Below are 13,464 nucleotides of genomic sequence, written 5' to 3' on the forward strand. Positions count from 1 at the left end.
GGTGGGGAGGCTCGCGCGGAGTGGAGTGCCTAACATTCGCGACAGGAGGTGCCGCATGTTGCTGGAACTGTCCGCGGTGGAAGCCCGCGAGCTGAAGCAGGCGCTGGACACGGCGTTGCTCGAGCTGCTCACCGAGATTTCCCACACGGACCAGCGCGCGTACCGCGACCTGCTGCGTGAGCGGTATGACCGGCTGGAGCAGCTCAACCGGCGCCTGGAGTTGTCGCTGGAGGGCAGTCAGGTCTACGCCTGAGGTGGGGCCGCGCGCATCGGCCGGGCGGACGAGGCGAGGGAGCAAGGCGCCGGAGCGGCGGCTCGTGAGGCGGGCGCGCGCGGAAGTGGGCGTGGTGCGCGGACGCGAGCGGGCGCACCTTCTTCCGCGAGCACGAGGGAGGCCGCGCCATGATTCCGGAGAACATCATCCAGTACCTGGAAGGTCACAACGTTCCCTTCGACCGCAGGCCGCACCTGCGAGCCATCACCGCGCAGGCGCTCGCGGCGTCACTGCATGTCAGCGGCTTCCAGGTGGCCAAGTCGGTCATCCTCCGCTCGGATGATTCGCTGTGGATTTGCGTGGTGAGCGCGCCGGACACGGTGAACCTGGACCGCGTCGCGGCGGTGACGGGCGCGAAGAACCTGCGGCTCGCCGAGGAGTCCGAGTTCGCCCCGCTCTTTCCCGAGTGTGAGGTCGGCGCGGAGCCACCGTTTGGAAGGCTCTATGGAGTCCCGGTGGTGGTGGACGAGCACCTGCGCCACGCGGAGCACCTGTTGTTCCGCGCGGGCTCCCACGCCGAGGCCCTGGAGCTGCGCTTCGCGGACTTCGAGACCCTGGAGGCCCCGCTCACCGGAATCATCGTCCACGACCGCCAGCGCGAGCAGTTGAGCATCGAGAACGACAGCTTCTCGCTGCAGCCCTAGCCCTAGCCCTGGGCCCGCCCCGTCTTCGCGTCGAACCGCCGCAGCTTCGAGGCATCGAAGCGCAGGGACACGGGGGTGCCCGAGGCGGCGCGGAAGTCACCGGGTGCACGGGCCACGAGCTGCTCGCCAGCCACGTCCACCGTCACCCAGCTCTCCGCGCCCATGGGCTCCACCAGATACACGAGCCCCGTCAGCTCCCCCGGTGACTCGGCGCCTCGAGTCGTCACCTCCAGGTGCTCGGGGCGAAGTCCCAGCACCACATCTTCACCCTCCAGGCCCAGTGTCCGGGGCTTCACCTGGTTGATGCGCGGTGAGCCGAAGAAGCCCGCCACGAACAAATTCTCGGGCGCGTCATACAGCTCGCGCGGCGGAGCCACCTGCTGCACCTCTCCCTGGCTCATCACCACCACCCGGTCCGACAGCGTCATCGCCTCCGACTGGTCATGCGTGACGTAGATGAACGTGGCCTGGAGTCGCTCGTGCAGCTTCTTGATTTCACCGCGCATCTGCGTGCGCAGCGCGGCGTCCAGGTTGGACAGCGGCTCGTCGAACAGGAACACCTTCGGCCGGCGCACGAGCGCGCGTCCCAGGGCCACGCGCTGCCGCTGCCCACCGGACAACTCCTTCGGCCGACGCGACAGCAGCGCCTCCAGCCCGAGCACCGAGGCCACCTCACGCACCCGCGCCTCGATGTCCGCGCGCGACAGCCCGGCGACCTCCAGCGGGAAGGCCAGGTTGCGAGCCACGTCCAGGTGCGGATAGAGCGCGTAGCTCTGGAACACCATGGCGATGTCGCGCTCCTTCGGCGACATGCCGTTGACCACCTCGCCGTCGATGCGCAGCGTGCCGCCGGACAGCTCCTCCAGTCCGGCAATCAGGTTGAGCGTGGTGGACTTGCCACAGCCGGACGGGCCCACCAGGGACACGAACTCACCGTCCGCGATGTGCAGCGTCACGCCCTTCACCGCGGCCACGCCCCCTCGATACACCTTGCGCACGTCCTCCAGGGACACCGTCGCCACGCGACTAGCCCTCCCCGGTGCCCGAGCCTCGGGCCCATCGCGCGCGGGGTCTCTTCATCGAAGCTGTCTCTCGGATGCGCATGGAGGCAGCCAACCCCCTCGTCACCGGGCACGGCAAGCGCGATGTCGCGCCGCCGTGCACCCGCTGACAGCCCGCGCCTACAGCGCCAGCGTCATGCCGCCGTCGATGACGAAGGCGGAGCCCGTCAGATAGGGATGGTCGTCGCAGGCGAGCATCAGCGCCGCGTCCGCGACCTCCGCCGCCGTGGCGAGCCGCTGCTGTCCATGCACGTTGACGCGAGCCCAGGCGGCCGCCGCTTCCTGGAACTGCTCCTCCGGCATGTTCTCCGCGCCCATCTGCCGCCGGACCAGCGGTGTGTCCACCGTGCCCGGGCAGAGCGCGTTCACCCGGATGCCCTGCGTGCCGTACTCCAGCGCCGCCGCCTGGATGATGCCCACCAGCGCGCGCTTGCTCGCGGTGTACGCCGAGCTTCCCTTGCGCGTGGCGAACGCCTGCACCGAGGACGTCACCACGATGCTCCCGCCTCCCCCACTCAGCATGTGAGGGATTTGCGCCCGCATCGCCGCGAAGACGCCACGCACGTTGGTGTCCGAGAGGTCATTCCACTCCTCCAGGGTGATTTCGTGCAGCCCCTTGGCCATGCTGATGCCCGCGTTGTTGAACGCGACATGCAACCCGCCGTAGTGCTGGACCACCGTGTCCACGAACGTCCGCACCGCGTCCGCATCTCTCACGTCGACCTTGTAGTAGGTGGCCTCACCGCCCGCCTGACGGATGAGCTGCTCCACCTCCTGGCCCAGGTTCTCCCGGCGACCGCAGAAGGCCACCTTGCCGCCCTCGGCCGCGAAGGCGATAGCCGCGGCCCGGCCGATGCCGGACGTCGCGCCCGTGACGAGCACCACCTTGTTCTCGAAGCGCCTCCTGCCAGTCACGGGCGCCACGCCCACCGGCGAGCCACACGCCACATCCGCCGCGAGCACCGCCGTACTCCCCAGCGCCGCCGTCAGAAACGTCCTCCGCTCCAACCGCACGGAGTCCTTCGAATCCCGCGTCGTCATCGTCACCTCTCAAGGAAAATCCTGGTGAGGCCCTCACGAGTAGCAACGCTGGACTGTTTGGATAATCCACATTAACCAGCACAGGTCATGCATCCAGGCTTCACAATGAAGAAGGACCAGCTCGACGGCGTGATGACGCTGTTGAGCGTCGCGCGGCTGCGCAGCTTTCGCGCGGCGGCGACGGAGCTGGGAATCTCTCCCTCCGCGGTGAGCCAGATTGTGCGCGCGCTGGAGGCTCGCGCGGGCGTGGCGTTGCTGACGCGCACGACTCGCAGTGTCGGGCTCACCGAGGCGGGCAGGAGCTTCCTCGAACGGGCCACACCCGCCGTCGACGAGCTGCTCGCCGCCTTCGACTCCGCGCGCTCGCTGGGCGGCAAGGCCAGCGGCCTGCTCCGACTCAACATCCCTCGCGCCGTCATTCCTCACGTCATCGAGCCCATCCTCGCGGGCTTCTGTGCCACCCATCCGGACGTGCGGATTGAAATCCACGCGGCGGACCACCTGAGCCGCATCGTCGACGAGGGCTTCGACGCGGGCGTCCGGCTGGGCGAGCTCGTCGAAGCGGACATGGTGACGGTGCGCCTGACGCCGCCCTTCGGCTTCGCGGTGTTCGGCGCCCCCGCCTACTTCGAGCGCCACGGCCGCCCTCGCAAGCCCGAGGACCTGCGCGCACACACGTGCATCAACTACCGCTCCGGCGACGGCTCGCTGTACCGCTGGCAGTTCCAGCGCAAGGGACAGCCGCTGGAAATCGCCGTGCAGGGCACCGTCATCGTCAATGACTCCGCGCTCAACTTGAACGCGGCGGTGAAGGGACTCGGGCTCGCCTATGCGGCCTGGCCGCTCGCGGCCGAGCACCTCCGGGCAGGTCGCCTCGAACGCGTCCTCGCGTCGTTCTGCCCCGACACGCCGGGCCTCTTCCTCTACTTCCCCAGTCGCCTCCAGGCGATGCCGAAGCTGCGTGCCTTCATCGACTACTCACGCAAGCACCTGAAGGTCTCCGCGCCTTGAGGCGGGCGGTGCCCCACGCATGACGCACCGCGCTCTGGGGCTACCCCAAACCACACATACTCACAGTCAAGGCCATACGGCCCGCGCAGGGGCCCGTGGTAGCGTCCACGGACATCATCCAGCGCGAGGACCGCTGCGTGCGGGCCGCGCGCCCTGACGAACGGGGGAAACAGTCATGGCATCCGACACCATCACACTCATCAAGGGCCAGGGGCCCCTTCCGCTGCCGGAGAAGCCGCACCTGCGCCTCGCCAGCGGCAACTTCTGGGCCGAGGAGGTGGAGGCCAAGGGGGGCCGCGAGAAGCAGCTCACCGCGGGCCTCTTCATCATCGACACCCGCACGTCCCCCTCGAAGCAGGACCATGTGCGTGTCCATGCGTCCCAGGTGGTGGAAGTGGACGGGGCTTCGCTGGAGATCCTCGAGGTCAGCGGCGCCGAGGGCAAGGAGCCCGCCATCCACCTCAAGGTCCGCTGAGTGCCACACGCATAGTGCGGGCGCGACGCAACTCTGGCGCCGCCGCCGCGACAATCCAGACATCCACTGACGCCCTTGGGGGGCGACAGTCCATCTTCAGATTCCGCTGTTCCGAGGGGGAGCATCCATGAGCTTCAAGATTGGGAATGAAGGGTCCCGCGTCACCCAGCCCGTCCCGCAGGCCACCGAGACGGTCCGGCCGCAGGCGAAGACGCAGGAAGTCCGTGAGCAGCAGCCCGCGTGGGCGAGCGCCCGGACCCAGGACGGCATGCTGCCGCCCAGCCGCCGTGAGCAGTTCGCCACCGCGCTCGGCCAGACGAGCCAGGCGAGCGGCGCGGAGAGCCCCAAGACGAAGGACCCGAAGGCGCTCGACACCAACGTCACCTACGGCCCGGTGAAGAACGGCAGCGTCTTCGAGGCGGGCACCGACGGCACCAAGGCGCACTGGAACGACGTGCAGCAGGGGCAGATTGGTGACTGCTACCTGATGACCTCCATGGGCGCGATTGCGCGCGCCAACCCGGCGCTCATCGAGAACATGGTCAAGGGCCCGGACGCGTCCGGCAACTACAACGTCACCTTCCAGGACAAGGGCAAGCCGGTGACCATCACCGTCACCCCGGACCTGCCGCTCAACTCCGGTGGCAACCCGGCCTACGCCGCGACGCCGCAGGAGAACGGCAAGGCGGAGCTGTGGCCGGCCCTCGTGGAGAAGGCCTATGCCCAGTGGAAGGGCGGCTACCCCAACATCGTCCACGGCAACAGCGCCAACGCGATGGAGGCGATGACGGGCAAGAAGAGCAGCAGCCTCGACGTCGGCGGCGCCACGCTGGCGGACCTGGAGAAGCGGCTGAACGCGGGAGAGGCCATCACCGCGGGCACGCACGACGACATCAAGCTCTTCGGCCTCATCGACCTGCCGGACGGCACCGACAAGCCGCTCTACAAGAACGGCACGCTGGTGGCGGACCACGAGTACTTCGTCTCGGGTGTGGACACCAAGGCGGGCACGGTGACGCTGCGCAACCCGTGGGGCGCCGGCACGCCGGACATCGTCCTCACGGAGGCGCAGTTCCGTGAGTCCTTCCAGTACGCCAACAGCAACCCGACGAAGTGAGTCGACGGGCGCCGGGCACGCGCGGGTGGACCGGATTGGCACTGGCCTTGGGGCTGGTGCTGTCCGGGTGCGCGCGTGAGACGCCCGCGGTGGCGCCCTCCTCGGCGGAGCAGCCCGGCACCATCACCCTGACGAAGAATCACGGCCCCCTCCAGGTGACGCCGCACCTGAGTCTGGCCACGGGCAACTTCTGGCCCGAGGACACCGATGCGGGCGCGCGTGAGCCCACCGCCGCCCTCTTCATCTACGACTCGCGAGTCGTTCCGCCAGAGCAGCAGCACGTGCGCGTGCGCGCGGGCCAGCGGGTGGACGTGGCGGGCGAGGTGTTCGAGGTCTCCGAGGTCATCGACCGCGGGGACGAGCAACTGCTGCGCCTGCGGCTGCGTCCGCGTCAGCCCTAGACGGAGCGAGCGGGAAGCGCTGGGACGTCACGGGGCTTCAGCATCCCCGCGGCCACGCGCACGGTGAAGGCTCGCGGCGCGAAGCGGGGCATGTTGGCCTGGAACCAGTTGCGCCAGCCGGCGATGAGCGAGGGCCTGCCCTGCTCCAGGCCTCGGAGCCCCGCGAGGGCCACCTGCTCGGCGGTGGCGGTCGGCCCCACCGCGACCTGGCGCGTGCCCACCACGTCGAAGAAAGACGTCTCCACGGGCCCTGGGCACAGCGCGAGCACGCGCACGCCCCGCTCGCGGTTCTCCGCCCAGAGCGCCTCGGTGAAGGACAGGACGAACGCCTTCGTCGCGCCGTAGATGGCCATGTACGGCAGGGGCTGGTAGCCGGCGATGGAGGCCACGTTGAGCACGCCTCCGAGTCCTCGGGCGACCATGTCCGGCAGGAACAGATGGGTGGCGTCCACGAGCGCGGTGACGTTGAGCATCACCTGCTCATGCTGTCGGGCCAGGGGGACGGCCTCGAAGGCACCGTGGGTGGCGAAGCCGGCGTTGTTGATGAGCAGGTCCACGTGCAGGCCGCGCTCGCGACACTGGCCATGGAGCTGGCGCGCGGCGCCCTCGTGACTGAGGTCCATGCTCAGCACCTCCACCTGGACGGCGTGTTGCTTCATCAACTCGGTGGCCAGGACACGCAGCTTGTCCTCCGAGCGGGCCACGAGGACCAGGTTCATGTTCCGCGCCGCGAGCAGGCGGGCGAAGGCCTCGCCGATGCCAGAGGACGCGCCGGTGATGAGCGCTCGGCGGCCCTGGTAGGGGAAGGGACCCGAGGTGGGCGCGGGGGAGACAGCGGGGGATGTCGAAGCGATGTGCATGGGTCCAGAATGTGAGCTAGGACTCACGTTCGCAACTCGCGTCGGTGCTCACATTCGTGGAGGAGGAGTCATGCCGCGCCGTCCCCCTGTTTCCCGTCGGAGGAAGCCCCATCAGGACCGGGCGCAGGCCACGTGTGAGGCCATCCTCACGGCGGCGGCTCGCGTTCTCGTCAAGAATGGCTATGAGGCCGCGAGCACCAACCGCATCGCCCGCGAGGCGGGGGTGAGCATCGGTTCGCTCTACCAATACTTCCCGAGCAAGGAGGGATTGGTGATGGCGGTGATGGAGCGGCATCGCACGCGCTCGCTCGCGGGCTTCGAGGCGGAGCTGGTGCGACTCGCGAGCCAGCCATTGCCCCAGGCGATTCGGGCGCTGGTCCGCCAGTTGCTGACCACGAAGTTGGAGAACCCCCGGCTGCACCAGGTGCTGCACGAACTGGCGCCGAGGATGCGGCAGTTGGGGCAGGTGGACCCGCACGAGCAGCGGCTGTTCCGCCTGGTGCGAGCCTTCCTCGCGCCAAGGGCCGAGGAGCTGCGTCCCAAGGACCTGGACATGGCGGTCTTCGTCCTGGTGCATTCGGTGGAGACGCTCTGCATCAAGGCGGTGGCGGACCGTCCCGACTATCTGACCAATGAGGCGTTCCTCGACGAGCTGTGCGCGTTGATGCAGGGCTATCTCCAGCCGGCGGGAGCGGCCTCTCGGACCACGCCGAAGAAGATGACGGGACGGGGGCGAAGCTCGGCCTCGCGCGAAATCTCCGCGCGGCCGTGAATATCCTCCGGGCGCATGCGTCGGTCGCGCACCCCCGATTGTTGGAGCCGCCTCGCATGCGAACCCTCCTCGCTGGCCTCGTCCTCGCCTGCCTCATCGTGCCCTTCTCTGGTGAAGCGGCGACCTTGCGCTGTGGCAACAAGCTCATCTCGGATGGCGCCTCTCAGTCCGATGCGCTCATGAAGTGCGGGGAGCCCATGAGCAAGCACACGCGGGAGGAGTCGACGTCCACGCGGAACAGGGTGCGCGAAGGCAAGGAGGAGTCCTCCACCACGCAGACGGTGACGGTCCAGGTGGAGGAATGGACATACAACTTCGGGCCCAACCGACTGATGCAGGTGGCCGTCTTCACCGACGGCAAGCTGACCGATGTGCGCAGCGCGGGCTACGGCAAGTAGGCCCGCCACAGGCTCACGCAGAAACGCGTCGTCCCGAATCGAGAGGGTCACGGTGCCCCTCGCCTCGGGTTGCACGCCCTGAAACCTCGGGCGCGGAACGCTTCGCCTCCTTGCATCGCCGTCCGTCCTCACCGAGCATCGGTCCGTGTCTCCACTCCCCTCCGTGTCGTCACGCGGCTCGCACTCCTCGCTGGTGGGTCGGCGGTGAGCGCGGACGCCAGTCCTCCACCGAACCGCGTCCTGGCAGACCTCTTCGTGCGCACGCGCGCCCAGGAGGCCGCGCTCGTCCTCGGCGCGGCGCTCTGCACCGCCTTGTTCGCGCAGGTCGCCATCTCGGTGCCGGGCTCACCGGTGCCCATCACGGGACAGACGCTCGCCGTCGTCCTCACGGCCGCCGCGCTCGGGCCTGGACGTGGCGTGGCCGCGCAGCTCGCCTATCTCTTGTTGGGGGCGGTGGGGTTGCCCTTCTACGCGAAGGCGGCCAGCGGCTGGGGGGCTCTCGTCGGTCCGACGGGCGGCTATCTGGTGGGCTTCCTCCCCGCGGCCTTCCTCGTGGGGCTCGCGGCGCGCCACGCCTACGACAGGCGCCCGAGGACAGCGGTGCCCCTCTTCCTCGGGGGACAGCTCGTCATCCTGGTCATCGGCGTGTGCTGGCTCCATGTGGTGGCCTCGCTCGACTTCGCCACGGCCTTCCACAAGGGCTTCGTGCCATTCATCCCTGGAGGGCTGCTCAAGGCCGCCCTCGCCGGTCTGGTCTCGTCTCTCGCCTGGCGACTCGTCCGCGCTCGCGAGGCCTGACCTCATTCTCGCAGTCGAGGCAATGCGCTCACGGGTGCGGACCACGCGAGGAGATACCTGACATGCCATTGGGTGGGTTCGGGAGTGCGTCCTGATGGCAAGCAAGGCGGTGCTCGCAGCGCGTCAATCCCATCAACCTATAGCTCTGGCTTCATGGGCGACCCACGTCGCACCGCGAGATTGAAAGACTCAACGTGGCGGAAGCCCCGGGCGCCTCGACCCTGCCGGCGCCCGGTGAGTGGGGGCTCAAGCGACGCGGGGGAAATCCACCTCGGTGCCGGCCACCACGTTGAGGTAGTTGGTGAGCACGTTCTGCGCGACGGCGGCCACCACCTCCACCAGCTCCGCGTCGCTCAGCCCCACCTTGCGTGCCTGCGCGAGCTGCGGGCCCACGTCCGCTGCCCGCGTGCGAGCGATGGCGACGGCGAGGTCCAGGATGGCCTGCTCGCGGGGGTCCGCCGAACGGCCGGTGCGAAAGCCCGTCAGCTCATCCGCCTTCACTCCGTGCCCCTTCGCCAGCGCCGTGTGCGCGGAGAGGCAGTAGGTGCAACGGTTCAGCTCCGCCACCGCGATGGCGATGGCCTCCTGCGTACGCGGCGACAACTTCGCGCCGCCCATGGCGTTGAAGTAGCCCGCCACGGCATCGAGCGCCGCGGGGGAGTGAGCGAAGGTGGAGAACATCTTTGGGACCATCCCGAACTTCGCCTTCAGGGCGGCGAGCGTGGGCTCGGAAGCAGCAGGCGTATTCGCGGGGCCAACAGGGGCAATGAGGGGCGTCGTCATGGGGTGCTCCTGGGGACAACGGGTTGTGCGGCAGGTCGATTAGTTTCGACTCGATACTAAATGCGCCCGCCCTCATTGCTTGTCAAGTCGGTATCGACACGATACCTTTGTACTCATGGCCGCCGACCGCCTCTACGTGTTGCTCGAGCGACTCGGGAACCTGCTCCGCACGGAGGAACGGGCAGCGGGGCTGCCACACGGGCTTCAGCCGGTGCACCTGCAGGCGCTGCGCTATCTGCAGTCGTGCAACCGCTACAGCAACACGCCCGCGGCGCTGACGGAGTACCTGGGGCTCACCAAGGGCACCGTGTCCCAGACGCTCCTGCTGCTGGAGGAGAAGGGACTGTTGCGAAAGCAGGCGGATACGGAGGACCGGCGCGTCATTCATCTCCTATTGACGGAAGCCGGCCGCGCGGTGCTGAAGCAGGCCCTGCCACCCGAGCTCTTCAAGCGGGCCCTCGCGGGGCTGCCCGGTGATGGCGCGGCGCTCGATGAGTCCCTCACGGAACTGTTGCGCGCGTTGCAGGCCGCGAATGCCCAGCGCAGCTTCGGCGCGTGCGGCACCTGCAAGCACTTCCAGAGAGAAGGCTCGGGGCGCTTCCGCTGCGGCCTGACGCAGGACCCGCTGTCGCGCGAGGACAGCCAGTTGCTCTGCCGGGAGCACGAGGGCATCCCCCCAGGGCACTGACGCCCGGCGCGAACCGCGTGCGCTGCTCGGCCGGAGGGAGGCGTGTCGCTCCGAGTTGATAGGGTCGAAGTGCCCATGCGCACTCTTGCCCTGATGTTGAGCGCAGTCCTGTTGACCACGAGCTGCGCTTCCCAGTCCTCCTCATCCCAGAGAGAGTTGGACGCGTTCCATGCACGTCGCACAGCGCTGAACGGGCCTCCACCCGCCTCGATGGGCCTGGGCTCGGACGCCGTGCGGCGTCGCGAGAGTGGAACAGATTCGAACACCGTGTCAGGAGCCGTGGGTGGTGGGCAGCAGAACGCCGCACTGACACGACAAGCGGTCCTGGCCGCCGTCGACGAAGTGCGGAGCTCCACGGAAGACACGGCCCGAGCCATCTCCAGGCTCGCCACGAGCACGCGAGAGCTGGGTGGGCATGGCAGGCACTTCATCCGCTACTTCGACCACGGGGCAAGACAGTTGCCCTGGCTTCGTGGGGCACTCGGGAGCATCACTTCTCTCACGGCTGAATCCAGCTTGGTGGGAGACGCGGACATGGAGCTTGGCATCCTCCGGATGACGGGCCCTCGGCTCCAGGCCGCGTTGTCCGGCACGATGCTGCTTGCCACCTGGCTCGACTTCCTGAACCTCGTGAGCGTCGTGCTCCAGCAATGCCCTTACTACAGCGTGGAGCAGTTGCTCGTGGACATGGACCGCGTGTGGAACCTGCTGGAGCCGGCCTTGGGCGCTCTCGCCTCGCGGGAGCAGGCGCGCGTGGAGGCCACGGCGACAGCCATGCCCGTGCTGATGGGGCAACTGACCCATGAGTTCCACTCCATTCGCGAGGGTGCGCGGATGGCGATGGAGCGCACAGGACAAGTGGTGGCGACGGCACAGTTCATCGAGATGCTCGCGCTCGTCTCCGCGCTGAAGATGTCACTGCCCAGGCTACCGCCCGCTGCGCCCGTCGCGCTGGGAGCGCGACTGGTGATGGGCCCTGGCGGAATCATGGCCGGCCAACAACTCGTCGTCTCCGCCGAGTGGGTGGAGATGATGCGAAGGCTCGTCCAGGCGGGAGTCATCTCCGCGCCCGTCGTGAGCGCGGCGGTCCGCACCAGCGCGGGACACGTGTGGATGGCGCAGGCGAACCAGGAACTGCCCAAGGGCGTGCGTGAGGCACTGGGAGACTCACCCGAGGTGCGCGGCATGCACGTGACGAACAGGACCGGGGCCGGCATGTCCGAGGCGCCGAAACATCACGTCCTGCCGCAAGAGCACCGGGAGTGGTTCGAGAAGCGCGGCTTCACGGGAGACATGAGCATCGACCAGTTCTGCGTGAGACTGGAGCGCTCTCATCACGAGGCCATTCACGGCGGTGGTGCTTGGCGACTGGGCCGCACCTGGCCACATGAATGGAATCAGATGATCATGGGTATCTTGCGCGATGCCGAGCTCGCAGCGGGCAGGATGTTGCCGCGCGACTCCATCCTGAAGCTCGTCGCGAAGGAGATGCAGCGCTATAACATCCCCATGGAATTCACCCCGGGGCGAAGGCGATGAGCGCGGGGGACTCATGGCATGGCAACTGGCCGGCGCGTCTGTATGAGTGCGTGCGTGAGCACGGCTACACGTCACTCACAGCCTTCGCCGACGCACATCCCGCCATCTCATTGGTCGAGTTGACGGAGATGCTCGGCAAGGGCCGCTTCAGCGCAGTGCAGGTCTTCAGTGGACTGGTCGAAGAAGCCGAACGCAGCCATCAGCTCGTACGCCTGATGCGAGGACAGCTCGTGCGCGAGCTGTCGGAGAGCTTTCCCAACGGCTGGCCCGCGGGATTGGACGACGACGCCCGCCTGGAGGCCGCGATGATGCTCGCCTCGTGGATTGGCTTCACACCCGAAACGCACAAAGAGCGTGCTCGACAGGTCACGGCCACACTCCTCGCCAATCCCCCACCCGCCGGCTGGCGCCCGCTCAGCCACGACGACGAACTCCTCCGCACCCTTCTCCCAGACGACACCGCCTGACAGGCCCACGGCGGAGACACCGCCGCGGGCCCCACACGGTCTACACAGTCTTCACCAGCGCCCTGCCCGCCGCGCGCCCCGAGAAGATGCACCCGCCGAGGAACGTGCCCTCCAGCGCCCGGTACCCGTGCACCCCTCCTCCACCGAACCCGGCCACTTCGCCGGCCGCGTAGAGGCCGGGAATCACCTGTCCCTGCGTCCCGAACACCCGGCCGGACAGGTCCGTCTCGAACCCTCCCAGCGTCTTGCGCGTCAGCACGTTCAGCTTCACGCCGATGAGCGGCCCCGCCTTCGGGTCCAGGATGCGGTGCAGCTTCGCCGTGCGCACCAGCTGGTCCCCGCGATACCCCCGCGCCTGTCGAATCGCGGCAATCTGCAAATCCTTCCCGAACGGGTTGTCCAACTGCCTGTCCCGCGCGAGCACCTCCCGCTCCACCGTCGCGAAGTCGAGCACCGGCGTCTCCGTCTTCGCGTTCATCCCCTCCACCAACGTCCGCAAGTCGTTCGCCACGACGAAGTCCGCGCCGTGCTCCTTGAACGCCTCCACCGGCCCCATCGCCTTCTTGCCCACGGCCCGGTTGAGCACACCCTTCCAATCCTTCCCCGTGAGGTCCGGGTTCTGCTCGGAGCCCGAGAGCGCGAACTCCTTCTTCAAAATCCACTGGTTCAACACGAACCACGAATACTCATGGCCCGTCTTCAAGATGTGCTCGAGCGTCCCCAGCGTGTCGAAGCCCGGGAACAACGGCGGCGGCAGCCGCTTGCCCGTCGCGTCCAGCCACAGCGAGCTGGGCCCTGGAAGAATCCGGATGCCGTGCCGAGGCCAGATGGGGTTCCAGTTCCTCAACCCCTCCGTGTAATGCCACATGCGGTCGCGGTTGATGAGCCGTCCACCCGCCGCCTCCGTAATCGCAATCATCCGACCATCCACATGCGCCGGCACACCCTGCACCATGAACTTCGGCACGGGCCCCATGCGCTCCGGCCAGCTCTTGCGCACCAGCTCGTGGTTGCCGCCAATGCCTCCCGACGTGACAACCACCGCCGAGCCCCGCAGCTCGAAGTCCCCCGCCGTCTCCCGTGAGCTGCTCACCCCACGCTCCACGTCCGAGGGCACCAGCTTCATCCCTCGCAC

18 protein-coding genes are annotated in these 13,464 nt (G+C 68.2%); 12 read left to right on the top strand and 6 right to left on the bottom strand.

Annotated features, from left to right (window positions below):
• Positions 1–55: 55 nt before the first annotated feature.
• Positions 56–253, top strand: a complete 198-nt coding sequence (locus tag HR086_RS37215) for a hypothetical protein (protein ID WP_141646753.1) — start codon at positions 56–58, stop codon at positions 251–253.
• 149 nt (positions 254–402) lie between these two features.
• Complete coding sequence (locus tag HR086_RS37220) at positions 403–918, top strand: aminoacyl-tRNA deacylase (protein ID WP_174468009.1); 516 nt, start codon at positions 403–405, stop codon at positions 916–918.
• Positions 919–920: 2 nt separating this feature from the next.
• Here HR086_RS37220 and HR086_RS37225 read toward each other — a convergent pair whose 3' ends face one another.
• Positions 921–1,940 (bottom strand): ABC transporter ATP-binding protein, encoded by a 1,020-nt coding sequence (locus HR086_RS37225; RefSeq protein WP_174468010.1) that lies wholly within the window; start codon positions 1,938–1,940, stop codon positions 921–923.
• A 159-nt stretch (positions 1,941–2,099) separates the two neighbouring features.
• Positions 2,100–3,020 (bottom strand): SDR family NAD(P)-dependent oxidoreductase, encoded by a 921-nt coding sequence (locus HR086_RS37230; RefSeq protein ID WP_174468011.1) that lies wholly within the window; start codon positions 3,018–3,020, stop codon positions 2,100–2,102.
• A gap of 105 nt (positions 3,021–3,125) precedes the next feature.
• On the opposite strand from HR086_RS37230, the gene HR086_RS37235 reads away from it, so the two are divergent.
• The 4 genes from HR086_RS37235 (at position 3,126) to HR086_RS37250 (ending at position 6,024) form a co-directional block, all read left to right on the top strand.
• Positions 3,126–4,031: a LysR family transcriptional regulator gene (locus HR086_RS37235; RefSeq protein WP_217442096.1), complete on the top strand. Its 906-nt coding sequence runs from the start codon at positions 3,126–3,128 to the stop codon at positions 4,029–4,031.
• 175 nt (positions 4,032–4,206) lie between these two features.
• Positions 4,207–4,506: a hypothetical protein gene (locus HR086_RS37240; protein WP_141646760.1), complete on the top strand. Its 300-nt coding sequence runs from the start codon at positions 4,207–4,209 to the stop codon at positions 4,504–4,506.
• A gap of 127 nt (positions 4,507–4,633) precedes the next feature.
• Complete coding sequence (locus HR086_RS37245) at positions 4,634–5,623, top strand: C2 family cysteine protease (protein ID WP_174468013.1); 990 nt, start codon at positions 4,634–4,636, stop codon at positions 5,621–5,623.
• Between the two features lie 35 nt (positions 5,624–5,658).
• Positions 5,659–6,024: a hypothetical protein gene (locus HR086_RS37250; RefSeq protein ID WP_174468014.1), complete on the top strand. Its 366-nt coding sequence runs from the start codon at positions 5,659–5,661 to the stop codon at positions 6,022–6,024.
• Here the strand turns inward: HR086_RS37250 and HR086_RS37255 are convergent.
• A complete protein-coding gene (locus tag HR086_RS37255) occupies positions 6,021–6,884 on the bottom strand; it encodes an SDR family oxidoreductase (RefSeq protein ID WP_174468015.1) in 864 nt (287 codons plus the stop codon). The genes HR086_RS37250 and HR086_RS37255 overlap by 4 nt on opposite strands.
• 70 nt (positions 6,885–6,954) lie before the next feature.
• On the opposite strand from HR086_RS37255, the gene HR086_RS37260 reads away from it, so the two are divergent.
• From HR086_RS37260 to HR086_RS37270, 3 genes are all read left to right on the top strand, one after another.
• Positions 6,955–7,656: a TetR/AcrR family transcriptional regulator gene (locus tag HR086_RS37260; protein ID WP_174460525.1), complete on the top strand. Its 702-nt coding sequence runs from the start codon at positions 6,955–6,957 to the stop codon at positions 7,654–7,656.
• A 56-nt stretch (positions 7,657–7,712) separates the two neighbouring features.
• Complete coding sequence (locus HR086_RS37265) at positions 7,713–8,054, top strand: DUF2845 domain-containing protein (RefSeq protein ID WP_141646765.1); 342 nt, start codon at positions 7,713–7,715, stop codon at positions 8,052–8,054.
• A gap of 204 nt (positions 8,055–8,258) precedes the next feature.
• Positions 8,259–8,852, top strand: a complete 594-nt coding sequence (locus HR086_RS37270; protein WP_174468016.1) for a biotin transporter BioY — start codon at positions 8,259–8,261, stop codon at positions 8,850–8,852.
• 246 nt (positions 8,853–9,098) lie between these two features.
• Here HR086_RS37270 and HR086_RS37275 read toward each other — a convergent pair whose 3' ends face one another.
• Positions 9,099–9,635 (bottom strand): carboxymuconolactone decarboxylase family protein, encoded by a 537-nt coding sequence (locus HR086_RS37275; RefSeq protein ID WP_174458227.1) that lies wholly within the window; start codon positions 9,633–9,635, stop codon positions 9,099–9,101.
• Positions 9,636–9,750: 115 nt separating this feature from the next.
• Here HR086_RS37275 and HR086_RS37280 point away from each other — a divergent pair, with 115 nt between their 5' ends.
• On the top strand, positions 9,751–10,323 hold the full coding sequence (locus tag HR086_RS37280) for a MarR family winged helix-turn-helix transcriptional regulator (protein WP_174468017.1): 573 nt from the start codon (positions 9,751–9,753) through the stop codon (positions 10,321–10,323).
• 270 nt (positions 10,324–10,593) lie between these two features.
• On the opposite strand, the gene HR086_RS49625 is transcribed toward HR086_RS37280, so the two are convergent.
• Complete coding sequence (locus tag HR086_RS49625; protein WP_306440919.1) at positions 10,594–10,740, bottom strand: hypothetical protein; 147 nt, start codon at positions 10,738–10,740, stop codon at positions 10,594–10,596.
• Between the two features lie 117 nt (positions 10,741–10,857).
• On the opposite strand from HR086_RS49625, the gene HR086_RS37285 reads away from it, so the two are divergent.
• Both HR086_RS37285 and HR086_RS37290 read left to right on the top strand, forming a co-directional pair.
• A complete protein-coding gene (locus HR086_RS37285) occupies positions 10,858–11,862 on the top strand; it encodes a DUF2380 domain-containing protein (protein WP_306663470.1) in 1,005 nt (334 codons plus the stop codon).
• Positions 11,859–12,329, top strand: coding sequence for an NUDIX hydrolase (locus HR086_RS37290; RefSeq protein ID WP_141646770.1), 471 nt, complete (start codon positions 11,859–11,861; stop codon positions 12,327–12,329). The genes HR086_RS37285 and HR086_RS37290 overlap by 4 nt, the downstream gene beginning before the upstream one ends.
• A gap of 40 nt (positions 12,330–12,369) precedes the next feature.
• Here HR086_RS37290 and HR086_RS37295 read toward each other — a convergent pair.
• On the bottom strand, positions 12,370–13,464 hold a 1,095-nt coding region (locus HR086_RS37295), incomplete at its 5' end, for an FAD-binding dehydrogenase (RefSeq protein WP_174468019.1).

The sequence above is a fragment of the Myxococcus sp. CA039A genome, from assembly GCF_013336645.1.
GTDB classification, from domain to species: domain Bacteria; phylum Myxococcota; class Myxococcia; order Myxococcales; family Myxococcaceae; genus Myxococcus; species Myxococcus llanfairpwllgwyngyllgogerychwyrndrobwllllantysiliogogogochensis.